Annotated in this window: 21 protein-coding genes and 1 tRNA gene; 7 read left to right on the top strand and 15 right to left on the bottom strand. The window is 59.2% G+C overall.

What is annotated here, in order from left to right; translation table 11 throughout:
• Window position 1 precedes the first annotated feature (1 nt).
• Window positions 2-1,525 carry a carboxylesterase/lipase family protein gene (locus F0M18_RS18050; protein WP_149612866.1) on the top strand — a complete coding sequence of 508 codons (1,524 nt, stop codon included), beginning with the start codon at window positions 2-4 and terminating at the stop codon, window positions 1,523-1,525.
• 17 nt (window positions 1,526-1,542) lie between these two features.
• Window positions 1,543-3,060, top strand: a complete 1,518-nt coding sequence (locus F0M18_RS18045) for a BCCT family transporter (RefSeq protein WP_149612865.1) — start codon at window positions 1,543-1,545, stop codon at window positions 3,058-3,060.
• Here F0M18_RS18045 and F0M18_RS18040 read toward each other — a convergent pair.
• The 7 genes from F0M18_RS18040 to F0M18_RS18010 all read right to left on the bottom strand — a co-directional run bounded on the left by F0M18_RS18040 (window position 3,033) and on the right by F0M18_RS18010 (window position 8,281).
• Window positions 3,033-3,473 (bottom strand): aconitase X swivel domain-containing protein, encoded by a 441-nt coding sequence (locus F0M18_RS18040; protein ID WP_149612864.1) that lies wholly within the window; start codon window positions 3,471-3,473, stop codon window positions 3,033-3,035. The genes F0M18_RS18045 and F0M18_RS18040 overlap by 28 nt on opposite strands.
• A complete protein-coding gene (locus tag F0M18_RS18035) occupies window positions 3,464-4,744 on the bottom strand; it encodes an aconitase X (protein ID WP_149612863.1) in 1,281 nt (426 codons plus the stop codon). The genes F0M18_RS18040 and F0M18_RS18035 overlap by 10 nt, the downstream gene beginning before the upstream one ends.
• A 758-nt stretch (window positions 4,745-5,502) precedes the next feature.
• Window positions 5,503-5,811 carry a hypothetical protein gene (locus F0M18_RS18030; protein ID WP_149612862.1) on the bottom strand — a complete coding sequence of 103 codons (309 nt, stop codon included), beginning with the start codon at window positions 5,809-5,811 and terminating at the stop codon, window positions 5,503-5,505.
• A 455-nt stretch (window positions 5,812-6,266) separates the two neighbouring features.
• Complete coding sequence (locus tag F0M18_RS18025; RefSeq protein ID WP_149612861.1) at window positions 6,267-6,542, bottom strand: hypothetical protein; 276 nt, start codon at window positions 6,540-6,542, stop codon at window positions 6,267-6,269.
• Window positions 6,542-6,859: a hypothetical protein gene (locus F0M18_RS18020; protein ID WP_149612860.1), complete on the bottom strand. Its 318-nt coding sequence runs from the start codon at window positions 6,857-6,859 to the stop codon at window positions 6,542-6,544. The genes F0M18_RS18025 and F0M18_RS18020 overlap by 1 nt, the downstream gene beginning before the upstream one ends.
• On the bottom strand, window positions 6,856-8,052 hold the full coding sequence (locus tag F0M18_RS18015) for a tyrosine-type recombinase/integrase (RefSeq protein ID WP_149612859.1): 1,197 nt from the start codon (window positions 8,050-8,052) through the stop codon (window positions 6,856-6,858). Before F0M18_RS18015 ends, F0M18_RS18020 begins: the two co-directional genes overlap by 4 nt.
• A 10-nt stretch (window positions 8,053-8,062) precedes the next feature.
• Window positions 8,063-8,281 carry a hypothetical protein gene (locus F0M18_RS18010; RefSeq protein ID WP_149612858.1) on the bottom strand — a complete coding sequence of 73 codons (219 nt, stop codon included), beginning with the start codon at window positions 8,279-8,281 and terminating at the stop codon, window positions 8,063-8,065.
• Window positions 8,282-8,763: 482 nt separating this feature from the next.
• Here F0M18_RS18010 and F0M18_RS18005 point away from each other — a divergent pair, with 482 nt between their 5' ends.
• Window positions 8,764-9,987: an ISL3 family transposase gene (locus tag F0M18_RS18005; RefSeq protein ID WP_149612857.1), complete on the top strand. Its 1,224-nt coding sequence runs from the start codon at window positions 8,764-8,766 to the stop codon at window positions 9,985-9,987.
• A gap of 51 nt (window positions 9,988-10,038) precedes the next feature.
• On the opposite strand, the gene F0M18_RS18000 is transcribed toward F0M18_RS18005, so the two are convergent.
• Window positions 10,039-10,115 (bottom strand) — tRNA-Met (locus F0M18_RS18000).
• Between the two features lie 162 nt (window positions 10,116-10,277).
• On the opposite strand from F0M18_RS18000, the gene F0M18_RS17995 reads away from it, so the two are divergent.
• Together F0M18_RS17995 and F0M18_RS17990 are read left to right on the top strand one after the other, a co-directional pair.
• Window positions 10,278-11,165: a LysR family transcriptional regulator gene (locus tag F0M18_RS17995; protein WP_149612856.1), complete on the top strand. Its 888-nt coding sequence runs from the start codon at window positions 10,278-10,280 to the stop codon at window positions 11,163-11,165.
• Between the two features lie 100 nt (window positions 11,166-11,265).
• Complete coding sequence (locus F0M18_RS17990; RefSeq protein ID WP_149612855.1) at window positions 11,266-11,586, top strand: hypothetical protein; 321 nt, start codon at window positions 11,266-11,268, stop codon at window positions 11,584-11,586.
• Between the two features lie 159 nt (window positions 11,587-11,745).
• Here the strand turns inward: F0M18_RS17990 and F0M18_RS17985 are convergent, their stop codons facing one another.
• Entirely contained in the window at window positions 11,746-12,831 is a 1,086-nt protein-coding gene (locus F0M18_RS17985; RefSeq protein ID WP_149612854.1) for a ferritin-like domain-containing protein, read from the bottom strand.
• Window positions 12,832-12,931: 100 nt separating this feature from the next.
• Window positions 12,932-13,639 (bottom strand): hypothetical protein, encoded by a 708-nt coding sequence (locus F0M18_RS17980; protein WP_149612853.1) that lies wholly within the window; start codon window positions 13,637-13,639, stop codon window positions 12,932-12,934.
• A 213-nt stretch (window positions 13,640-13,852) separates the two neighbouring features.
• Here F0M18_RS17980 and F0M18_RS17975 point away from each other — a divergent pair, with 213 nt between their 5' ends.
• The gene (locus F0M18_RS17975; RefSeq protein ID WP_149612852.1) at window positions 13,853-14,125 is read left to right on the top strand and encodes an SDR family NAD(P)-dependent oxidoreductase; all 273 of its coding nucleotides are present in this window, start codon (window positions 13,853-13,855) and stop codon (window positions 14,123-14,125) included.
• A gap of 106 nt (window positions 14,126-14,231) precedes the next feature.
• On the opposite strand, the gene F0M18_RS17970 is transcribed toward F0M18_RS17975, so the two are convergent.
• Both F0M18_RS17970 and cls read right to left on the bottom strand, forming a co-directional pair.
• On the bottom strand, window positions 14,232-14,936 hold the full coding sequence (locus tag F0M18_RS17970; RefSeq protein ID WP_149612851.1) for a hypothetical protein: 705 nt from the start codon (window positions 14,934-14,936) through the stop codon (window positions 14,232-14,234).
• A gap of 215 nt (window positions 14,937-15,151) precedes the next feature.
• Window positions 15,152-16,585, bottom strand: coding sequence for a cardiolipin synthase (cls, locus tag F0M18_RS17965; RefSeq protein WP_149612850.1), 1,434 nt, complete (start codon window positions 16,583-16,585; stop codon window positions 15,152-15,154).
• 258 nt (window positions 16,586-16,843) lie between these two features.
• Between cls and F0M18_RS17960 the strand changes: the two genes are divergently transcribed.
• Window positions 16,844-17,932, top strand: a complete 1,089-nt coding sequence (locus F0M18_RS17960; RefSeq protein WP_149612849.1) for an AI-2E family transporter — start codon at window positions 16,844-16,846, stop codon at window positions 17,930-17,932.
• On the opposite strand, the gene F0M18_RS17955 is transcribed toward F0M18_RS17960, so the two are convergent.
• From F0M18_RS17955 to F0M18_RS17945, 3 genes are all read right to left on the bottom strand, one after another.
• Complete coding sequence (locus tag F0M18_RS17955) at window positions 17,923-18,759, bottom strand: endonuclease/exonuclease/phosphatase family protein (protein WP_149612848.1); 837 nt, start codon at window positions 18,757-18,759, stop codon at window positions 17,923-17,925. The genes F0M18_RS17960 and F0M18_RS17955 overlap by 10 nt on opposite strands.
• The gene (locus tag F0M18_RS17950; protein WP_149612847.1) at window positions 18,642-20,840 is read right to left on the bottom strand and encodes a VTT domain-containing protein; all 2,199 of its coding nucleotides are present in this window, start codon (window positions 20,838-20,840) and stop codon (window positions 18,642-18,644) included. The genes F0M18_RS17955 and F0M18_RS17950 overlap by 118 nt, the downstream gene beginning before the upstream one ends.
• A gap of 179 nt (window positions 20,841-21,019) precedes the next feature.
• On the bottom strand, window positions 21,020-22,390 hold the full coding sequence (locus F0M18_RS17945) for a sigma-54-dependent transcriptional regulator (RefSeq protein WP_188109795.1): 1,371 nt from the start codon (window positions 22,388-22,390) through the stop codon (window positions 21,020-21,022).
• Between the last annotated feature and the right edge of the window lie 137 nt (window positions 22,391-22,527).

The raw sequence follows: 22,527 nt of genomic DNA, 5'->3' as shown, positions 1-22,527 counted from the left end.
CATGACACGCGCCCTGCTGGCACTGGCGCTTCTTATTGGACTTGTGCTGCCAGGGTTCGCCGCGGAAAAACCGACCCTGGTGTTGGGTGATACGAGGTTCAAGGGCCTCGCTGTCATGAAGGGTGAAGTCGAGGCGTTTCTCGGCATCCCCTTCGCCCGACCGCCGGTGGGTGCCCTGCGCTGGGAGCCGCCCCAGGCACCCGATTACAGCGCCGGTGTTCACCAGGCGACAAGCTTCGCGCCTGCCTGCTACCAGGGCGATCACATTACGTCTTGGTACCGGGACGTCGTCGCGGGCTTCGGTGGCGACCCCCAGATCGTGGTCGCCCCGCGGGTCAGTGAGGACTGCCTGTACCTCAATATCTGGCGACCAGCGGACGCTGAGAGCGGCAAACTTCCGGTGATCGTCTACGTTCACGGCGGTAGTAATCAGGGCGGCTGGTCCTATGAGCCAAACTATCACGGCCACCAACTGGCAAGCCGTGGCGCCGTTGTCGTCTCTGTCGCTTATCGCCTTGGCCCCTTTGGTTTCTTCGCGCACCCGGAACTGGGCAGCTCTAACTTTGCGATGCAGGATATCGCCGCGGCGCTGGCCTGGGTTCAGCAATGGATCGCAGCTGCGGGCGGCGACCCAGGCAGGGTGACGGTTGTGGGTGAGTCGGCGGGGGCTTCCAATATCTCCTTGCTGCTCGCCATGCCCGGTGCCGATGGTCTGTATCACCGGCTCGTCCACCAGAGCGCCGGCTGGGTGATTCGCGAGATGCCGACGCTGGCGATGGCCCAGGCGCAGGGGCTTGCGCTAGAGGAAGCGGTCGGTGCCCAGAACCTGCAAGAGCTGCGTGAACTGCCTGCAGCGCAACTCGACCAGGCTGCGAAAGCCGTCTATGCCGACTCCGGTTTTGACCCCGTGGCGGGCGATGACGTGTTGCCGGTGGCTCTGTCCGGGCGTATTGCCCTGGGGCAACTGCCGGCTGTAGACCTGCTGATTGGCAGCAATGCGGATGAATGGAAAATCTATCTCACCCCGGATGATACTCTGGATGGTTGGCTGGAAGAGAACCTGCCCGCAGACCTGCATGCACAAGCCGCGACGGTGCTCGCTGCGCTAGGCGATGAACGGCGCGCCCTCGATGCGGCCATCACCGGGCAAATGTATGTCTGCCCGTCTATGGATCTCGCTGCTGCGATTGATGCTGCCGGCGGCCGCAGCTGGATGTATTATTTTTCCCGGGTCAGGCCGGGCGACAAGGCGGCCGGCATGGGCGCGTATCACGGTGCGGAGCTGCCTTACGTGTTCGATACGCACGACAGCTGGCTGCCCACCGATGTCGGCGACCGTACGCTGACTGCGGCTATGATCGAGTACTGGTTGAGCTTCGCCCACAGCGGCGATCCGGCCAGCAAGGGGCTGCCCGTGTGGCCGGCCTTTACGCCGGAGCAGAATTTGGTGATGCAACTGGATACGCACTTGCAGTTGCTTGAACACCCCAGCGCACCGCTCTGCGCGCTGCTAGAACAACAATAACGTCGCCCGGGGGGCGCATGAACAACACCGCAAACAATAATCTCGACCGCCCGGCGTTTGTCGCGACGGTTCTCACTATCGCTGTCCTGGTGGTGCCCATGTGGTTGGCGCCGGAGCAGGCGGGCCAAGTGGTGCGCCATGCCTACGACACCATTACCGCCAACCTCGGCTTTCTCTACCAGTGGTATGGCATCGCTGTACTGGGTTTTCTCCTGTACCTCGCGTTCAGCCGCTATGGCCATGTGCGTCTCGGTCCCGAGGAAAGCCGCCCTGAATTCAGCACGCTCAGTTGGGTGGCAATGTTGTTTTCGGCGGGTATTGGGGCGGGGCTGCTCTACTGGGCCGTCATCGAGTGGGGCTACTACATTGACTCCCCGCCCTTTGGCCTGGAACCACGCAGCCCTGAAGCGGTGGAGTGGGCCGCCAGCTATGGCTTGTTTCACTGGGGTGTGAATGCCTGGGCTTTTTACTGCCTACCGGCTCTGGCCATTGCCTACCCCTTCTATGTGCGCAAGGTGCCTTACCTGCGCCTGAGCACTGGCTGCATGCATTACCTGCCCGGTGGCGTGACCAGCAGGCGTGGGCGGGTAATCGACTTTCTTTATATGGTGAACCTCATCGGAGGCACCGGCACCTCATTGGGTTTGTCTTCGCCGATGATTGCGGCAAGTTTCGCAGAGCTTGCCGGCGTAACCCACGATTTCGCACTGGAGGTCATGATTGTAATCTTCTGCATTGGCATATTCGGTACCAGCGCCTACCTCGGTCTGGAAAAAGGATTCAAGAAGCTCGCGGACCTGAATCTCTGGCTGGCCCTTACCCTTTTGTTCTTTGTCCTCGCCGTTGGCCCGAGCCTGTTTATTCTCAAGATGGGCACCAATGGCGTGGGCCTGGTGTTTGATAATCTGTTCCGCCTGCTCACCTGGACTGATCCAGTCAGTAACACCCGCTTTGTGGAAGACTGGACGATTTTTTACTGGGCCTGGTGGGTTGCCTATGGGCCGTTTGTCGGCATTTTCGTGACCCGCATATCCTATGGGCGCACCATACGTGAAGTGATCGGTGGTATGTTGCTGTTCGGTAGTCTTGGGGCCTGGCTGTTCTTTATTGTGTTTGGGAACTACGCCATGCATCTGGAACTGAGCGAACTATTGCCCGTAACCACTATCGTCAGTGAACAGAGCGCCGCAACTGCAATCACGGCAGTATTCAGTAGCCTGCCCCTGGGTACACTGGCGGTGGCTGCATTTTTTGTCGTGGCGGTGGTGTTCCTCGCGACGACCTATGACTCGGCGTCTTTTACCCTGGCATCGGTATCTACCAAAGAGCTTCACGCTGGCGAGAACCCCGCGCGCTGGTTGCGCGTATTCTGGGCCTGCAGCCTGGGGATTCTGCCGATTACCCTGATGTTCGTCGACGGAGGCATCAAGGTGGTGCTATCCACGACGATTGTGGTGTCGGTGCCCCTGTTGTTCGTGGGCTACATGATGGCCAGGTCGCTGATCGTTCAGCTCAAGGAAGACCACCCAGGCTGAATTTCCGTGAGTAAACCCTGGCCGACGTTTGCGTAAGCTATACCGGTCAGCACCTGTAGGTCGGCCGGGTCCAGTAGCTGAGCAACCGGAATGGCGGGATGCTCAATCATTTGCGCTGCAAGGACTGCGGCGATTGCTGTCGGGTCGCAGGTGGCAAGCACGATGGCCGCGGGGCCGCTGTGTTCACACAGACATTCCAGCAGTGCCCCCGGGGCTGCGGTACTGCCGCGTGGGCTCGGCAACACCAATACCTTACCTGTCACTTTGGCGCCGTGCTGCGGGTGCTGCCGGTCGATGATTTCACCGCTTGCCGGGTCCAGCCCACCCCAGAAGCTCAGCCCCTCGGATAACAACAGCAATTCACCGCTCGCTGCTCTGTCGACCAGCATGCGCACTGGCACGGTTACAGCCATGGGAATGATCCAGCTCGCGTCAGCCTGCCGCTGGCAGCGGTTGCGAGACAGTCCTCAAGTTCACCCAGCAGCGTGGTAACACCCAAATTGCCGGCGCCGTAGTATGCCCATTTGGCGGAGTCGGTGAGGACTGGACCGTCCGGGAGTGGTACGGCGCGGCCGTAGTAGCTGCAAGTGTCCACCAACAGCTGCACACCGCGCGCCGCCAGTTCTCCATCAAGCAGTTCGTTGCGCAGTGCGTCCCGGTTGTAGCGAGAAGTCGTGACATAGATGGGAATGCGGGGCCGAATATTTGTGCCGATCATGTGCTCTGCCAGGTTTCGCAGTTGGGTAAGCGAATAGTGAGGTGTGCCCAGGCAGATGGCGGATACCGCCTGCCCGGGAATGCCACGGTAGGGAGCGGCTGTCTCCGTTAAGGCGCCAATAGTCAGCTGAGTTCCAGGCAGGTTTTGGATGCGGTACTGGTGTGCTTCGGGGGTTACGCCCTCGAAGTGGAAGAGTGAAACTGCGCCGGAGCTCGCCGCTGCAGCTCCCAGCCCTCTAAGCAGGTCTTCTCCGGGTGTTCGGTCGCAGCCGCTAAGAATTGGGACCTCGGTGCCGCAGTGATAGCCCAGCCAAAGTCCGATCAGTTCTCCTGTGAGGGGGAAGTCCCAGCTGCCACTGGGGAGCAAGCTACAGTCCACGTGGCAGGTAGGTTCGCGCTGACTGTCCAGGTACAACCCGCTCTCGGGAATGCGCCCCGTCAAAGCTGCACAGAGATCAAGATACTGCACGGTTTTGTTGCTGCGCGCCCCGAGCACAGAATTTGCAAACACGACGGCATTGGATTCAGCCCAGGCTACAACACTTCCCAGGCTGGGCCGGTGGGGCAGGTGATAGGGAGCGCATGTCAGCTGCGGTTCGCAGCCCATTGCCGTGTATAACTCGACCACGCCCCTCGCAGCTGCGCGGTCAGCTTCCGGGCTCGGGGATTTCCTTTCCAGGCAGGCGGAACTGGCATTCAGAGTCGTGGGAACCCTGACTCTGGCATTGGCTTTCACCAGCTGTTGCAGGAACTTCACATCTGCTACGCCACTGTAGTACGAACCGACTAAGTGGCAGTGCTCGACGTCGATCAATCTGTGTGCCCCGAGGGCCTGGCCGATGCCAACCAGAAAACGCATGGCCTTTGCGATGGCGGAACCCTCTGCGCCATTGAGACAGGCGCGATCGAATGCGGATAGTGAAAGTTGTTCAGCGTTGTACTCGGCAGGCATGGGATTGTTTTTCACAACATTGATGCGCTCCAGTGTAGCAACGCAGCTATGTCCTCATAGCATGGCCACTCCAGATGTTGGCTGATCTTTATTCAGCTACACTTCAGTCTTTGTCATCTGTATCAGCGTGAGTGCCTGCGTCTGCTTCAGGAGCTTATCCGGGAGGTCCCGTTCATCGAAGACTGCGGCTAACTACATGGCCTCCATTGTGAGCGCTCCGGGTTAGGTGTCCGCCCGGACATCCGCTTCGTCGGCATGGCGAAAGATTTCCGACAATCTTGTCGGTAGAGAGGATCCCAATTTCTACGAGTAAGTGCCTCAGTGACGTGGTGGCAGGCTGTAGACCAACTTGAATGCGTGTGGGTATCGCGCGTTGGACGATAAGAGACTAGCCGGTGCTGAAGCCAGTGGCATAACTCGTGGGTGATTGTTGCTTTCTCATCCATTTCCAGGGTTTTATGGCGCTGATTGAGAATAATCAGGTTGCCCACCGGGTCATAATGTCCGGGATACCTGGCATAGCCTGTAATTAAAGATCCAAGGAAGACAACCTGGGGAATCTCGGGTGTGCCGTTTATAAGATCCAGGTTGCTGCTTAGCGCAGATTGCCAGATAAGTGACGCTAGCTTGTTCGTCCAGTCCTGTAGTGGGTGGCGGTATTGGGTTTCTGGCAACATTCTGATTGGTGTTGACGGTATGTTATATTCAACATACCACAAAAGGTGATACCCATCGCAAGCCTATTTGTACGATTCGATTAGATTTTTGATTTTCTAAGGAGTCCGACTTCGCTCGAACGCTGGTTGTTCGTAGTGACTGTAATCTATGTTCTCGGGTACCCAGGAAGTTGCTTGCTCCGATTGTCGTTCCTTGATGGTCTTTCCAAAGATATCGTAGTGCACCTTTTCCATTAGAGATTGAAGCTGATCCTTTGAGGCAAGACCGAGAAACGAACCAGCCTGGATGAATCCTTCAAGACGATGACGTTCTGCCGGAGAAGCCTTGTGGCCGTCCCTAGAAGCACGGAACATCCTTGCGAGGCGAGTTTCCACTTCTTTAAGATAATCTTCGCTACTTCTCATCTTACTTCCTCTTCTGTATTGGGGGACATCCATCGTTCTGCCCGGTAGTCAGGTCGGGAAAGCAAGAGCTACCATTGCTCAATATTTCGCCACCTGTGCCAAAGGCGATGAAAGAGCGCAGCCCCTCCCTGGATTACGGTCTCCGGAGGACGGCCAAGGGTAATCCTGCCATGAATCACGCCCAGTGCGGCATTTCGTTTACCTACTGTTAGATAGCGTAGTTCCGGAATAGCGACCAACCATTCCTGTCCTGGGCGTATACAGGAACTATTTGCACTCAGTAGTACACTGGCGGCGATCCGAGCTTCATGGTCGCAGTTGTCTAGAGCGAGGTCGAGAAGGGCCTTTATAGATTTCTGATAGCGCACTTCAAGGGCGCTTTCTTGATCAAGGGGCTTCATTATCATTTGTTGTTCCCGCTTCCGGCAGGTACGGGAAAAGCGGTGCAAGCACCGCTAAAAGTGATCAATTTCTGAGTCTTCATCGATCCCGCCCTCCACGTTTTCGCCCCGGGCAATTTCAATGCCCAGAAATGCGCCCAATGAAATCAAGGCACACCGGAACGAGTCTTTGAGGATGGCCGGGCTGAGCCAGAAGCGCAGCCAGGTCTCAGTGAGCGTGGTGCCCCTCGCCCTGGGGGTGAGTGACCGGTGGATCCGCAGGATGCCGCGCACGTAGTAGGCTAGCCAGCACAAGCCGAAGCCTGCGGGAATGAGTTCCAGTTCTTCCATTATTCGTCTCCCCAGAAGTGAGGTGGGATTTTGGTGTGCAATTCAGTTCGGAACGCATCGGTACAAGCAGCCAGGTCCAGGCTTTCGAGACAGAGCTCATTCTCCTGCAGGTACGCCTTGAGCCAGCGCATTGTTGCCTTGAGATTGTCCCCACAGCATTCTCCGTGTAGATAGGGGCCGATCTGATGCTGATCGGGGGCTACACGCCCCGCCGAGCAGAGGTGCCGGGCATTGTGGCGACACAGTCTTTCGTGCCGTTTCCTGGCTTCCTCGACCAATTCGTCGAGGGTGAGGGGGCGGTCATAGATCGTCTTCATGAGTCTTCTCCTTGTTGGTCATCTTGACGTTGGTTGCCCGTTTTCTGGGCGAGTAGAGCCTCGAATGCCGACCCATCCCGTCGGGTCAGATCTGGGGCGTACTTTGCATATTTCTGGAGGGTCACGTGCGGGTCTGCGTGTCCCATCATTTCGGACACCCAGAGCACATTCTCACCGGCCGCCAGCCACAAGGTCGCGGCGGTATGGCGTGTCTGGTAGAGCCTGCGGTAGGGGAGGTCTAGCAGCCGTAATAAAGGCTTCCAGACTCGATTCGATACGTTGTTGATCTGGAGTTGCTTGCCCTCGCCATTGCAGAACACCCACTCCCTGTCTCCGGTGCGCTTGTGTTGCTCTTTCAGGGCATCGAATACCGGTTGGGACATGGGGATATCCCTGGTGGAGCTGTCGGTCTTGGTGTCGGTCATCTCACCGGCTACTAGACTTTCACGAACCATGATCTCCCGACGATCGAAATCCACGTACTTCCACTTCAATCCGTGGCACTCTCCAGTACGCATTGCCGTGTAGAAACGGGTGGTCAGGTAGGGCCTGAAATCGTCGCGAACATGAGTGAGAATTCTCAGGACTTCATCCAAGGTGAACGGGTCGACTTTGGTCTTCGGCACCTTAAGCGACTTGATGTTCTTGTAGGGAGACTCGAACTCGAAGCGATCCGCAGCCTCGCTGAGCGCAAGGCGCAGCGGTACGAGAATCGTATTGATTCGTGCAGGAGAGAGGCCTGTACTGCCGTCGTTGCGCGGTATCTTGGCCAAGTTGGCTCTGAATGCCAGGATGTCAGCACGGGTGATGTGGCTGACTGGCTGTGCCCCGAAGGCCGGCAGGACGTGCTTGTCCAGCGAGCTGCGCAAAGTTATCCGGTAGGAGTGCTTCCAGCCGATCTCGTTCTCGGAGAACCAGAGCTCGGAGAAGTCGGAGAAGGTGGGGGTGTCTGACTGGAACTGTACCCGCCGTTCATCGTGGTCTCTAAACTGTGCGACACGGTCTGAATTGGCAAAGTAGGCGGCATAGTCAAATGTTCCGAGTAGAATCTCGGCCTCCACCCGTTCCAAAATTGCTTGCAGTCGCTTCCGGTTCGCAGGCTTGTCGCTGAGTTTGGTGTACTCGCGACAGCGCACCCCTCTATAGCGGAAATCCATGAAGAGGAGGCCTCGGCGTTCACGTATTGATCCCATGACCGCCCCCTTACTGAATGCCAGCCATCAAGGCGGTCGTGGTAGTGGGGCGCGCCATATCCTTCTCTATGCGCTCCCATACATAGAGAATCTTGCGACCACCGAATGGGCGGATGTAGTGGATGCCTTCGAGGAGTACAGAGTCCTTCAGGCGATTACGGATGGTCCTGGCGTCATACTTGATACGGTCGGAAAGCTCATCAGTGGTGAGATAGGTAAAAGTGTCCATAATTCGCTCCTAGCGATCGGGTGATCGGTAGAGCCCCATGCCCTGTTGATCACCTTATGGACCTAACATGTCATGGATTTTGAAAACCGTTTTGCCGGAGGGAAACGAGGAATTTTAGGAATTGGGGGCGGGGAGGGTTGACCAGCTAGCGCCTATTCCCATCCCACCCAATACCCGAAAAATTCAGGCCATAGGCCTGGATTTTTCGCGCGCGAGTTGGGGACTTTTGCTTATCAGAAAAGGCGGAGCTGTGCTTCGGGAGGAGAAAGAGGGTTGTGGACTGAAGGGGTCAAGAATTGTACAGCGGAGTGGGTGGGCTCAGAGTGGGCCCAATATGGGCCCCATTTGGGCCCCAGCGGAATTTGAGCAAAAAACGACCAATCTTGCGCAATCGAAAAAACGCGCGGCTCTTCATCATTAACGGGGGACACCGGCATTCATTAAACTGATTTTGCGAAGATCGTTTAATGGAGAGAACACCGATGTCCCACGCAGGAATGATTATAGGCATACCTGGCCTGGAAGTAATGCGGGTCAAGAGCAAACGGCGTATTGATGTCTGGGCCAGGCCGTTCCGGCGACAGGCCAGCTGCCAGCATTGTGGTGGCGCAAAGTTGCGGATCAAGGCCACCCACAAGCGCACCGTGAAGCATACTCGGCGGGGTAATCAGGTGATGATCCTGCATCTGAAGGTGCCCAAGTATCATTGCCAGAGTTGTGGGCGCTATTTTCGTCACGCCTTCGCCGGTCTCAGGCCGCGTTACCGATCCTCGGATACCTACCAGATGGAGGTGTACGAGGCTCACGATGGCGGCGTGACCCAGCGCAAGCTCTCACGCACCCACCAGATCAGCGGCGCCACAGTGGAGCGTTGGTATCGGTCTCACCTGAGCATCAAACGGTCCGAGATGGACCGGCGACGATGTCCGCGGGTACTGGGCATCGATGAGCACTTCTTCACCCGCCGCAAGGGCTATGCGACCACCTTTGTGGATTTGAAGAACCACACGGTGTTCGACGTGAAGCTGGGGCGCTCAGAATCGAGTTTACGCCCGTATTTAAAAGGTTTACGGGGCCGAGACAATGTCCAGGTGGTGGTGATGGATCTGTCGGAAACTTACCGCAGTATCGCCCGGCAATACTTCCCCAACGCCACGATTGTGGCTGACCGGTTCCACGTCGTCCGGCTGATCAACCAACACTTCTTGAAGGTGTGGCAGCAGCACGATCCCGAGGGGCGCAAGAACAGGGGATTGATCAGCCTGATGCGCCGTCATCAATGGAATCTCAAAGATGAGCAGCATGCCAATCTGATGCACTACCTGGCCGACTACCCGGTGTTACAGCAGCTCTATGTGGCCAAGCAGAGGCTGGTGCGCCTGATGCTGCTAAAGACGCTCACAGCCAAAAGAGCGAGGGCCAAACTACCCCAGTTGTTCGAATTGCTTGATCACCTGCGAGACAGCCCTTTGCGGGCCTTGGCAAAGACGCTGACAAGATGGCTGGAACCCATCGTTGCGATGTGGCGATTCAGTAAAAGTAACGGTATCACGGAGGGCTTCCACAACAAGATGGAAATGATCTCCAGGAGAGCCTATGGTTTCAGGAACTTTGAGAACTATCGGTTGAGAGTGCTGACCCACTGCGGGTGGGACGGTATTATCAATCGGGTACGGATGAATGCCCATCCCCCGTTAATTGGGTAGAGCCAAACGCGCTAAGCTTATGAATAATAAAGAAAAACTGCTTGGAATAAGTGGTAGCTACGGGTGGACTTGAACCACCGACCCCAGCATTATGAATGCTGTGCTCTAACCAGCTGAGCTACGTAGCCACATTCAGCAGCGGGCACACATGTCCCGAAGAGGCGCGCATTTTCCTGATTTCCCGGCTGCTAGTCAAGCCACCCCGCCGCGAAATATGCTGTTCTCGCCAGCCACTTGCATGGCCACCGGGCCTCGCTCAAGATGACCCGGGTTGCCACGGGGAGAGCGAGATGGATTGGGACGACATCAAGGTGCTGCTGGCGCTGGCGCGCAAGGGGTCTGCCCGCGGCGCGGCGCAGGTTCTGGGGGTCAGCAATTCCACCGTGACCCGGCGCCTGGATGAGCTCGAGCACTCCCTGCAGGCCCACCTGTTTGACCGCACGCCGGACGGCTATCGTATGACGGCAGCTGCCGAGCAACTGCTGCCCACTGCCGAGCACGTAGAGGAGTTGATACTGGCCGCGGAGCGACGCATTCACGGGGATGACCAGCATTTGCAGGGCCCCATACGCCTGACGCTGCCGAGCAGTGACGGCATGGGCAGCCTGATCGCGCGGCTGGGGCGCTTTGCCGGGCAGTATCCGGGCATCGACCTCGAGATATCCGCCAGCCCGGAGGCCCTGGACCTCAGTCGTCGCGAGGCGGATATCGCGGTGCGCGTCATGCCCGCCGGGGGCAAGCCGCCGGACTACCTGATTGGTCGCCGCATGTCGGCGCTGTCGGCCAGCGCCTATGTGCATCGCGATCTGCTTAAACCCGAAGCGCCGGAAGATGTCTCCCACCTGGTCTGGATCGGTAAGGAGCCCGCAGGCCAGAAAGCGGATTGGCTGGACATGACCGACTTTCCCGATCATCCTCGACGTCATGCCATTGCCGATCTATCTTTAGTGGTGGCCGCAGTGCGGGCGAAAATGGGTATGGCCTTCATGCCCTGCCTGTTCGCCAACGAGCATGAGGAACTGGTCCGTGTTCCCGGTGCCTCCGTGGTGCATCACTCCGATCTGTGGGTGCTGACCCACAAGGACCTGCGCCTCAGCGCCCGCTTGCGGGTATTGCGTGAGGTGATTGCCGAGGAGTTTGACCGATTGCGGCCACAGTTGGACAGTCGGGCGACATAGGGTGTCCAAATATGCAACGGGAGAGATTAATTTCGGGCATTTTAATCAAAATCGGGCACGTCTAGTATTAAGGCTCGACAACGAACGAGAGGTTCGAGCGATGAAAAAGGTATTGGCAGGCGTTGTGATGGGAGTGGCTCTTACCGGCGCCATGGGGGCCCAGGCGGAGAGTGCACACGGTGAGCAGTTGGCTGAGTGCAAACAGGAGTTGGCGGCGATCTACGGTAAAGATGCCCGTGTGCGCATCAACGGTGTGGTGCCCGGCAGCGACACACTGACCTTGCGTGTTTACCCAAAGGGTGAACGCTTGCAGCGTGTGGAGTGCGTGCAAAGCGCGGAAGGCGAGGTGCGCCTTCTCGGCCAGACCGGCCTGGCAAAGCGGGCGTCTGAGCAGACCACGGAAGCACTGACTGCGCTCTGAGGACCGTCATGGCGAGTGTTGCGACGGCCATTGCCGGGGCTGCAGGGCCCGCCACCAAATCTTGCCGGCGGAACCCGTCACCTGAACACGACCGCCGGGCGTCCGGCACCAGGCGGCGGTCAAACCAAGACCCGGTCTCCAGCCGCAGGCACGTGTGCGCTATACCGCGTCTGCGGCGACCGATTCAATATCCTGCATCCGCTCCCTGATGTCCCGGTCAAACTGTTCCGCGACCCTCTGGTCGTTGGCGGAGAGTTCTTCGACGTTGGCATCACAGTAACCAAGTATGCCCATCTGCTCGTAGCCCTTGCGTATTTTGGGGCCCCACAAGCCAATGTCCTTCATCATCGGCACAATGCGCGTGAACAGGTCACTGCGGTAGTTCTGCATAAAGCCGGATTCGCTCATATGCCTGGCACATTCGTCTACCGGCAGGCCCAGTCGTTCCCACACTTCCTCGGCCTGGAAGCGGTCGCGCATGGCGTAGCAGGCCTCCACCGCGAACTCTTCGCGCTCGTCGCGCTCGGCCTGGGTCAGTTGCGGGTAGTAGTCGCGCAGTGACAGGCGGCCGAAAGCCACGTGCCGGGCCTCGTCCTGCATCACGTAGGCGTTGACCGATGCCGCCAGGGGGTTCTGGGCGTTGTCCCTGATGGAAGAGAAGGCGGCCAGGGCCAACCCTTCGATCAATACCTGCATGCCGAGGTAGGTCATGTCCCAGCGGGAGTCATTGAGCACATCTTCCAGCAGTGACTTCAGGGTAGGGGTGATCGGGTAGGCGAGTTCAAATTTTTCATGCAACAGCCGGGAGTAGGCCTCCACGTGCCGGGCCTCGTCGATCACCTGGGTGGCGCCGTAGAACTTGGCATCGATGCTGGGCACCTGTTGCACGATCTTGGCCGTGCAGATGAGCGCGCCCTGCTCGCCGTGCAGGAACTGTGACAATTGCCAGGCCTGGAAGTGCGTGCGCGCCTCGATCTTCTCCTTCTTGGTCATGCGCTCGTAGGGCGCTGAGCCGAAAATCGGCATGGACTCGTCCGGCATCTGTTCCGGGTTTTCCGGGTCCAGTTCCTGCGACCAGTCAATGCGTTCTGAGGCGTTCCATTGCTTGATCTTGCCCTTCTCATACAGGTTGAGCAGTGACTCGCGGCCGTCCTGGTACTCCCACTGGAAGTTGGTGGTGTAGTCCTGCTTCAGGTTCCACTCCAGGTCGGAGGGGGGAATGGTGTAATACTCCGTGGTGCTCATAAGCGTCTCCGGACGTCAGCGCGTGACGTCGATCGCATCATGCAGTTGCAGGGGTGGGACGTGGCCACCCCTGTTATGACAGGGATGGCCACCGGCCAGCTTATTGCGCGCCCAGGCGCACCAGTTTGACATCCCATACGGAAGCAGAGCCAACGCCACAGGCGGCTGTATCTTTCATGGCCTCCATGCCCTTCTGCCATCCACCACCGGTGACATACAGTTCATAGGCGGCAAAGTAGTCCGACCAGCCATTGAAAGTGGAGACCCCCCAGTAGTCGAAGCCGCGGTCCTGCATGCCGCCGATCATGGGGAAGAACAACCAGTTGGAGTTTTTGGCCCCGAGTGCTCTCATGCTGGATGCGTATTTCTTGTGTGCGTCAATTGCCTTGCGCCAGTCGCTACCCTCAGCGATTTTGCACTGCGTGAACATGACCACCCCGTCCTTCGGCGGGCCGTCGGGTGCGTTGATTTCAACTGAAGACGCTACCGTGTGTGCACCGCAGCGCAGCACGTCGTTGAAGCCGTCCTGTATATCGCCTCCGGACGCGATCCACTTTTCCAGGCCCTTGCCCATGGCGTTGCCATCTCTGTTCGAGCCCAACCAGACCACGCCGGGCATTTCCGCGAACTGGCCGAAACGCGGGGTGAGGATCCATGCAGAATAGTCGGGGTCGTTTTTATCCGCCCACTTCTTGAAGCGATCCGTGACCGCCATCAAGTCCTTCATGTCCTTGCCATCAGCCATGTTGCAGAAGAAGGCTTCCACGGGGGAGGGCCCGGCCGGGGCCTGCGCAAGGGCTTGTTGCATTAACATTGTTACCGCCACCAAAAACGTCGTTACCGCTGTCACAAGTCTTTTCATTTTTATATCTTCCTGATTGAGTGATTCCTGAGCAGTGTGTGCGAGTGGCGAAAGCATCTATACCCACGCCGCGCGCATGCGCAGGTGGGAACAGCGAAAGACGGTTTTACTTCCCGCAGGAAGAAGAGTAGTCGCTATGAAACACGACGGTTAGACTCAATGGAGCTGAGCGGTCGCCCGGTAGCAATGGAATGGAATAACGCAAAGGGGTGTCACCGCTGCCGTAAACAGACGCAGGCATGCAGGGCAGGGGCAAGCAGCATCGAACGCAATCGCGGTGGCTACTGTAGCTATCGCGCCAGCAAGGCAGCCCTCAATATGATGAACAGTTCCCTGGCGCTGGAGTTGGGCGAACAGGGGTTTACCTGCGTGGTCATGCATCCGGGCTGGGTGCCGACCGACATGGGCGGTGAGGGCGCATATGCCGGTTGATGTCAGCGTGAAAGGGCTGCTGAATGTGTTCGCAGGGCAGGGCCCGGAGGACAATGGCAAGTTCTACGACGACCAGGGGCAGGCAATACCCTGGTAGCGGGTCGTATCAGCGGCAGCCGCCAAAGCAGAAGCGCGGTTCGGTAAAATAGATGACACCGAGTTCCGCGCCCGCGCCGGCGGAACCATCAAAGGCCTCCGAGAAGGTCACGGCGACAACCCACTTGGGGCTTTCCCAGCGCACACCCAGGCGGTAAGCGGGCTCCGCATAGGCCTCTCCGGCTGTGCCGAACACTTCGGCGACGATGGCTGACTGGGGAATGATGTCGTAGATGGCCAGCCGCGACATGTAGGTGAAGCCCCAGGCTGCATCGCTTTCCTGCTCCCGGTTCGTGTTCAGGGTCACACCGGGGAGCACGTCCAGCAACACGGAATTGTCTGCAAAAGCATAGGTTCCCGTGCCCATGATCCACCAGGACTCAAGCGCATCGTTAACCTCGCCCTGCTCCTTGTGCTCTGGGGTCAGGCCGGTGCCGAACAACACGCTGTAACCCGTGGCCTCATCCTCGCTCTGGCTGATCCGGTGCTTGGCAAACAGGCTGGTCGCGGTATATTCGCCGGTATTATCACGGGGGTCGTCGTAGTAGTGCGTCAACTGCAGGTTGAATTCCCACTCGGGTACCAGTGCGGCGATGGCATAAAACTGCGAGTACTCTTCACCCACTGTGCCGACAATGGTTGCCACACCATGTGGAGCCACCCACTGGTTGTCCCCGGAGAACTGCTGGGCGCTGACCTTGTGCGCGAGTAGCAAACATAACAGCCCGACTGTTGCGAAGAGCGATGCCTGTGGGAAATTTCGCCTGCATGGGAACGGGTGCCCGGGCCGGGTTTCGGTGCGAGCCTGGAAATACTGGTGCATCAATCGATTTACTCCGGGAATAGCTTCAGCAGGCGCACACGGTAGCGCAAAACCATGGCACACGGAAGCGATTTGGCCGCCTCGACAGGGCTGGCCTGGTGCCCGCGTCAAAGCACCGGTGCTGCCAGTCTCGACACTCGCACCGCCAGCTGCCACCACAGCGGCTGCTCATCCAGGGCGTCTGCATCGATAGCGCTGGCATGCGCAAAATCACGCTGGAACATCGCCTCCACATCGCTGGCAAAGCCCGTGTCCACGACAACCGAGGTGACCTCAAAGTTGAGCCGGAAAGAGCGATTGTCGAAGTTGTGCGTGCCGACACTGGCGACGTTGTTGTCGATGAGCATTGCCTTCTGGTGCAGGAAGCCGGGCTCATAGGCGTAAAAGCCGATACCCAGCCCTTTGAGCATGTCGATGTAATGAAAGGCCGCGAGGTAGACCGGCAGGCTGTCGGGCTTGCCCGTGGTCAGTATGCGTACGTCAACACCGCGCAGTGCCGCCAGTTGCAATGCCTTCAGCACGGCTTCGTCCGGGACGAAGTAGGGTGCAGATATCCAGATTCGCTCCCTCGCTGCGCTGAGCGCGGCGACGAAGAACAGGCTGGCGGTCTCCAGTTGGCGCGTGGGTGAGGTGGGGAGTATCAGTACCTGCTGGTCCGTGGCGGTTGCCGGTGTGGGGGTCCAGTCCAGCCGCGGCACCTCGCGGGTGGCCCAGTACCAGTCCGCCAGCAGGGTCAGTTGTACCTGCAGAGCCGCCGGACCTGCAATGCGCACATGGGTATCTCGCCAGGGGCTGAACTCCGGGTCCAGCCCCAGGTACTCGTCGCCCACGTTGTGGCCGCCCAGCCAGGCTTCCCTGCCGTCTACCACCACCATCTTGCGGTGATTGCGGAAGTTAAGCTGAAAGTGATTGCGCCAGCCCCGGGTTGGCCGGAAAGAGCTGACGCCAATGCCTGCTTCGCGCAACTCGTTGATGTAGGACGCGGGTAGGCCGGAACTGCCTATTTCGTCGTATAACACCGTGACCTGTATGCCGGCGCGAGCACGTTCTATAAGTGCCGCTTTCACGCGCCGACCAAGGCCGTCGTCATGAATCATGTAGAACTGGAACAGGATGTAGCGCTCGGCCCGGGCGATGCCTTCGAGGATGCTGTTGAAAGTGGCCTCGCCATCGACCAGCAGTTCCACCTCATTACCGTTAACCAACTGCAAGTCCGAGAGATTGCTGACAGCACGGTACCAGGAAGGCGCCTGGCCCAGATCAACCTCAAAGGGCGCCAGCGAGCTTTGAAAGCCAACCAGAATGTCATCGAGTTCCTGGCGGCGCTCCTCGTATGCCGCGTTCACTCCCTCGAATCGATTGCGGCCGAACACGGCATAGGCGGGTACCGCGACGAAAGGCATGGACACCAGCGATACGGTCCAGGCGACTGCACCGGTCGGGGTGCGCGTGTACATCGCCGCATGCAGCGCCAGGATGATGCCAGCGGCATAGAAGCCGGGAATCAGCACACCGAGCATTTTTTTCATCTGCAGTTTCATTCTGTACACTGTCCGTCGTCGGCTGGCTGGCGACTACCACACACTCCTGCGGCGCCCTGTGCGCGCTAGCAAGAGAGTGTGCAGCAAGCCACAGCTTGTTATGAAAGCACATTCAGGGCGCGTTACACTAGCGCAGGCCCGGGTGGGGAGTGCGGCCTGAGGCAACTCAGCTGTTATGGGGCAAACCTTGCTCGATGGAACCGGGCCCAGGGGCGCTACCAACCCCGGAATCAGGATTGGAATCTTTGGGAAGCGACTATGTCTGCAAAAGCTGACACACCGTCGGCACACGCCGTGCGCGATGCGCTGTTGACACTGGCATCGCTGGTGGTGGTGCTGGCCGGGGCCCGCTATGCGTCCAACCTGGTGGTGCCGTTCCTGCTGGCAATGTTTATCGCCATATTGTTGAGCTCACCCATCGCCATGCTCGGCCGTCGCGGCCTGCCACGCTGGCTGTCGGTTGCCCTGGTGTCATTGCTCGCTCTCGGTGTGCTGGGTACGGTGTTTGTGTTGCTGGGGGCCAGTGTGAAAGCCTTCATCAATGCATTGCCCGCCTACCAGGAGCAGCTCACCTTGCTGGTAGATGCGTGGGTGCAGCAACTGGTTGATCTTGGCGCTTCGATTGATCGTGATGATATCGCCAGCGCCTTTGATCCGGCCGGTGCGCTGGGGTTCCTGGGCAGTTTTCTTTCCGGGCTGGGTGACACGCTGAGTCATTTTTTCCTGATACTTTTCCTGGTGATTTTTATCCTGGGTGACGCGGAGTCCTTCCAGCGCAAGATGTCCGGTAGTGACGCAGCCGGCAGCGGCCGCTATTACGCCGGCCTGCAGGACCTGGCGGCCGCCATGAACAACTACATTACGACCAAGACCCTGATCGGCGCCCTGACCGGTGTGTTGATCACTATCGGCATGGCGCTGCTGGATGTGCGCTTCGCTTTGCTGTGGGGTTTCATAGCCTTTTTGCTGAACTTCGTCCCGAACATTGGCTCGGTCATCGCAGCGGTACCGCCGGTGTTGCTCTCGCTGCTCGACCAGGACCCGCTGACCACCGGGCTGATGATCGCGCTTTACCTGCTGGTGAACACGCTGGTGGGGAATATCCTGGAACCCCGTATCATGGGCCGGCGCATGGGCCTTTCCGCCCTGGCGGTGTTTTTGTCACTGCTGTTCTGGGGCTGGATGTTCGGGCCGGTGGGCATGCTGCTATCGGTGCCACTGACCATGCTGATCAAGTTTCTTGCCGAGCAACAGCCCGGTAGTGCATGGCTTGGCACCTTGTTGTCGGGTGACCCGCAGGGTGCAAGCGAGGCACCAGCACCGGATACGGTGCAGGATCAGCTGTGACCGGACGGTAGCGCCAGCTCAGCCACCAGCGGCAGGTGGTCGGAGGCTATTGCCGATAGCCTGCTGCGGTGCGCCGCAAGTTGCGTCACCGACGTGGCCGGTCGTGCCCAGATGCGGTCCAGGGCCAGCGCCGGGTGTTTCGCAGGAAAGGTTGCCGCTGTTGCCGCCGTGCCAAGTGCGGCATTGAGCCGGCGCCGCAGCCTGGAGTAGCGGAACCAGTCATTGAAATCACCCAGCAGCACGTCCAGGTCGCCTCCCGGCCGTTCCAGCAGGGCCAGCAGTTGTGCCAGCTGCTGTTGCCTTTCTCGCTGGCGCAGTCCCAGGTGCGTCGCCATAATCCTCACCACATCTTGCCCCGTATAGAGCCTGGCTTCGATTACACCGCGCGGTTCCCGGCCTGGTACGCTGATATCGTGACGCTGCACCGCCTGCACCTGCAGCCGGGTGAGCAGGGCGTTGCCGTAGTCACCGGCCTCGTCGCTCAAGGTAATCCCGGGTATGGTGGCGGCGCCGATAGCGTCGCCGAGATAGCGCGCCACATCGTCTCGCGGTTGCGCTCTGTAGCCGACTTCCTGCAAGGCGATGATGTCGGCGTCCAGCTCGCGCAGGACGGCGGCGATACGATCGAGGTCCTCAATGTCATCGCCGCCCACGCCGCGGTGGATGTTGTAGGTGGCGACGCGCAGTCGCCGGGGTGGCGTTGCCGGGTTCAGTCTTTGAATAGCAGGCTCCCCAGCCAGTGCCGCAGCGCCCAGAGCACCCCGGCCACCAGCAGTACGGTGCCGCCCAGTACCAGCACATCCTGCAGGCTCGGGTCCTTCAGCCATGCCAGCAGTCGATCTGCCACCAGGGCGATAGCGGCAATGCCGGGCATCATGCCGAAAAACGTGCCGATGGCGAAGTCACGCAGGCTGATGGAAGACGCACCGGCGATCACGTTGATTACCGTGAAAGGTGCCACCGGCACGATCCGAAAAGTGATGATGGTCAGCAGGCCGGGATTCTTTACTTTACGGGCAATGGTATTGAACTGACTGCCTGCCAGGTTGCTTACCGTGTTCTTGCCCAATGCCTGGCCCAGCCAGAATGTCACGATGGCGGCGAGTTGCGCTCCGGCAAGGGAGTAGGCCATGCCGGCCCACGGCCCGAGCACGGTAACCGTGGCGATGATGATGAGGGTAAGCGGGATCGCCAGCACGCTGCCGAGTATAAAGGCGAGCAGTATCAGCGCGGGGGTGAACTCGCTGTCGCGCATCCAGCGAACGGCGTTCTCGGCGCTTTCCATATTCAGGAATTCGGACATCGGCGTCCAGCGCCAGGCCGCTGCGAGGCCCAGCAGCAATATCAATGCGGCTGCCACTTTCAACAGTGGGCCAGTAGCGAGCTTCGATTTACTGCTGCCAAGAATGTAGTCGAGCATGCGCTCCGGTTCCAGCGGCTTCTCGGGGTCGATCAGGGCAGAGTCCGGTACGGCCATATCCAGGGTGTCATCAATCTCGTGAGACAGCGCTTCCAGTGTGTGCTCGCCTTCCTGCAGGGTCTCGATCGCTGCGATCACTGAGCCGGCGTCCTGCTCTGCCTCGGCCAGCGTTTGCGGGTCCACTGCAAGGTGTTCGGCCAGCAGTTCACGGCGAAACGCGGTAATCACCTCCTTGCAGCGTTCATCCTCGGTATCTGTGATTGCCAGATCACACTCTGAATCCAGGCCCATGGAGCGATTACTGAGGTTGGATGAGCCGATGCGCACAAAGCGGTCGTCGATGATCATGGTCTTGGAATGGATCATCACGTAGACGGCTTCGTCCCGCGACACACGCACGCTGAAGGCCCGCAGGCGGCCGTGGGTGTCGGCGTCGCGCAGTTTGCCCAGGAGCCGGCAGCGCAGCACGTCCATGGTGTGTTGTTCCAGCCAGCCCCCGGTCTCATGGGGCATGATGATCACGATCTCGGGACCTTGTTCGCGCTGCAGTGATGCCACCAGCGCCTCGCCAATGCGATGGGAACTGAGGTACTGGTTCTCGATGTAAATCAGCTTTTCTGCGCGTTCAATACTGTCGACGTAGAGTTGCTCGATCTGGTGCAGGGCTGAATGTTCCCCCCATTCGGGGCGGGTCAGGGCAATAGCAACCTCCACCTGCTGCAGCCGCGGTGGCAGCGACTCTGGCCAGCACTCCGCATTGGGGTTGTCCGCCGCTGGCGCAGGTTCACATCCGTCGACGGCAGCCCAGCGTTCCCGGGCGAGTTGGCCAAGGGCCCGGGCGGCGTCTCCCGAGACGGTCATATTGACGTCGTGAAACGGTGGGTAGGTGTTGCCGTCTGGGTCGACGCGGCGTGGATCATTCGCCCTGTGCTCACGGGTGTCCCAGCGCCACTTGCTGATGTCCAGACCTCCGGCAAAGGCGACGCTGTCGTCAATAACGGCAAACTTCTGGTGTTGTGAGCCGCCGGCAGGGTGCGCTCCGTCGAGGCAAAAGTGAATGCGGTCATGGGATTTCCACTGCAGCTTGTAGCGCGGGAAGAACTCGCGCTCCAGCGTATAGATCATGGCGAAATCCCAGCACAGGATGTAGATCTGCAGTTCGGGGTTTTCATGGACGCACTGTTCCAGCAGCGCGGCCAGGGTTGTCGGGTAGCCGTCCCCGGTTTTTTCGCGCACCAGTCGCAACTGGCTGTGAATGTCCCAGCCCACCAGGAAGACGCTGTGACGGGCGCCGATGATGGACTCCCGCAGGGCGCGATAGTAGTTCTCGCCATCTACCGCAAAGCCGACCTGGTCGGCTTTTTCGATCCAGCGGCAATTCCTGGGTTTGTCGAACAGTGACGTCATAAGCTGTCGCTTTCCTGGTGTCTGGTCGGGCATATTGTCCTGGTCAATGTACCGGGACAGTTCCCTGTTGGTTAAAAGCATGAGCGAATCCGGTGGCCCGCGAGGGCCTGGATGTCTGCCACCGCGTTCCCTGCACAATGCATGCCATACCGGTGATGTTGCCGTGCGCTGTGGCTGCGCGGGCTCCCGTGAAGATTAATCTACACTATGCGACTGCTTGCGGAGAGAGGTGTCGCGGTGAGAACCGGCGGCCAGTGATGTCAGCCCTGCGCTTCCTGTTCGTAGCGGTTCAGCCTGTTGTACAGGGTTTTCAGACTGATGCCCAGGGCTTCGGCGGCGTCCGGCTTGCTGCCATCCACCGCTTCCAGCGTGGCAAAAATCAGGCGCCTTTCCGTTTCGTCCAGCGATGAGCCTACAGAGACGCGCAGGTAATCCCCGGCATCCACGTCCAGTTCCATTGCCGTGAAATCGGGCAGTTCCTCCGGTGTGATGACCTGGTCCGCGATCAGGTAGGCCTGTTCTACCGCGCTCTTGAGTTCCCGCACGTTGCCGGGCCAGGCATGTTGGCGCAGGCAGGTCTCAGCGTCCGCTGACATGCTGAAGTCGGTGCCGTTCGCCTCGTTCAGTTCAGCGAGAAATACTTTTGCCAGCCCTACAATGTCGTCGCCGCGTTCGCGCAGGGCCGGCAGCCGCAAAACAAAGCGGGCGACACGGAAGTACAGGTCCTCGCGCAGCACGCCGCTGGAGACAGCCTGTTCGGGTGAGCGATTGGTCGCAGCGACGATGCGCACATTGCTGGCCAGGTCTCTTTCGCCACCGACACGCCGGTATCTACCGGTCTCAAGCACACGCAGCAGTTTGACCTGGATATCCAGCGGCATTTCGGTGATCTCGTCGAGAAACAGCGTGCCACCGCTGGCGCGTTCAAAGAATCCCTTGTGGCTGCTGACGGCGCCGCTGAAGCTGCCTTTTTCATGCCCGAAGAGTTCACTTTCGACGAGCTCCGAGGGGATGGCCCCGCAGTTCACCGCCAGGAAGGGACCATCAGAGCGCGACGAGGTGGCGTGTACGCTCTCTGCCACCAGTTCCTTGCCGGTTCCGCTCTCCCCGCAGACCAGCACCGAGGTATCCATCGGGGCAACCTTGCGCAGCAAGCGATAGACCTTGCGCATGGCGCTGGAACTGCCCCGCAACAGTCCGAACTGGTCCAGTACGGCATCCAGTTGGTTGCGGTCTGCCGGCGTGGAACTCGAGCGGTCAATGTCACTGCGGATATCGAGCAACAGCTGGCGCACATAACCCAGGTCGAGGGGGCGAGCGAGGAAGAACGCACGACCTTGCGCAAGCCAGTCCTGCAGGGCGATCTGTTGCTGCTCCGAGTCACCAATGAGGAGTACTTCGGTCACCTCATCCAGGTGGTCCTCATCCAGCAACCGATGAACAAACGCCATCTGGTCCTCACAGGAAACCGCCACTACCGCAGGTGCCAGCTCGGCAACGGCGCCCGGACCTTCTGCGCCGTCTATCACTCTGGTGCGAAAGTCCAGTTCTTCCATTACCGTTTGCAGCTGCCCGGAGAGCTGTGGGTCTGTCACGACCAGAACCGCGGTTCTCGATAAATCGTCTTGCATAGTAAGGTCTCGTGCTGGCGTGCAAGCGCCTGATGCAGGCGTTGTCGCGAATCGCTGGTGACGTCGGGAGTCGTGTGGCCGTCGGGCTGTAGATTTTGCAGGGAAATTGGAATTAGTACAAATGAATGCGCAGGGAA

Origin of the sequence: Pseudohalioglobus sediminis (assembly GCF_008370495.1) — a bacterium.
GTDB lineage: Bacteria > Pseudomonadota > Gammaproteobacteria > Pseudomonadales > Halieaceae > Halioglobus.
This window is presented reverse-complemented; position numbering and strand designations above follow the sequence as displayed.

Bases quoted from the DNA above. Each gene is read 5' to 3' on its own strand.
- F0M18_RS17960 (WP_149612849.1), top strand. From the start codon at position 16,844: ATGTCTGCAAAAGCTGACACACCGTCGGCACACGCCGTGCGCGATGCG.
- F0M18_RS17985 (WP_149612854.1), bottom strand. From the start codon at position 12,831: ATGAGCACCACGGAGTATTACACCATTCCCCCCTCCGACCTGGAGTGG.
- F0M18_RS17955 (WP_149612848.1), bottom strand. From the start codon at position 18,759: ATGGCTGAAGGACCCGAGCCTGCAGGATGTGCTGGTACTGGGCGGCAC.
- cls (WP_149612850.1), bottom strand. From the start codon at position 16,585: ATGAAACTGCAGATGAAAAAAATGCTCGGTGTGCTGATTCCCGGCTTC.
- F0M18_RS18040 (WP_149612864.1), bottom strand. From the start codon at position 3,473: ATGGCTGTAACCGTGCCAGTGCGCATGCTGGTCGACAGAGCAGCGAGC.
- F0M18_RS18020 (WP_149612860.1), bottom strand. From the start codon at position 6,859: ATGAAGACGATCTATGACCGCCCCCTCACCCTCGACGAATTGGTCGAG.
- F0M18_RS18045 (WP_149612865.1), top strand. From the start codon at position 1,543: ATGAACAACACCGCAAACAATAATCTCGACCGCCCGGCGTTTGTCGCG.
- F0M18_RS17950 (WP_149612847.1), bottom strand. From the start codon at position 20,840: ATGCTTTTAACCAACAGGGAACTGTCCCGGTACATTGACCAGGACAAT.
- F0M18_RS18010 (WP_149612858.1), bottom strand. From the start codon at position 8,281: ATGGACACTTTTACCTATCTCACCACTGATGAGCTTTCCGACCGTATC.
- F0M18_RS18030 (WP_149612862.1), bottom strand. From the start codon at position 5,811: ATGAGAAGTAGCGAAGATTATCTTAAAGAAGTGGAAACTCGCCTCGCA.
- F0M18_RS17990 (WP_149612855.1), top strand. From the start codon at position 11,266: ATGAAAAAGGTATTGGCAGGCGTTGTGATGGGAGTGGCTCTTACCGGC.
- F0M18_RS17980 (WP_149612853.1), bottom strand. From the start codon at position 13,639: ATGCAACAAGCCCTTGCGCAGGCCCCGGCCGGGCCCTCCCCCGTGGAA.
- F0M18_RS18050 (WP_149612866.1), top strand. From the start codon at position 2: ATGACACGCGCCCTGCTGGCACTGGCGCTTCTTATTGGACTTGTGCTG.
- F0M18_RS18015 (WP_149612859.1), bottom strand. From the start codon at position 8,052: ATGGGATCAATACGTGAACGCCGAGGCCTCCTCTTCATGGATTTCCGC.
- F0M18_RS17975 (WP_149612852.1), top strand. From the start codon at position 13,853: ATGGAGCTGAGCGGTCGCCCGGTAGCAATGGAATGGAATAACGCAAAG.
- F0M18_RS18005 (WP_149612857.1), top strand. From the start codon at position 8,764: ATGTCCCACGCAGGAATGATTATAGGCATACCTGGCCTGGAAGTAATG.
- F0M18_RS18025 (WP_149612861.1), bottom strand. From the start codon at position 6,542: ATGGAAGAACTGGAACTCATTCCCGCAGGCTTCGGCTTGTGCTGGCTA.
- F0M18_RS17995 (WP_149612856.1), top strand. From the start codon at position 10,278: ATGGATTGGGACGACATCAAGGTGCTGCTGGCGCTGGCGCGCAAGGGG.
- F0M18_RS17945 (WP_188109795.1), bottom strand. From the start codon at position 22,390: ATGCAAGACGATTTATCGAGAACCGCGGTTCTGGTCGTGACAGACCCA.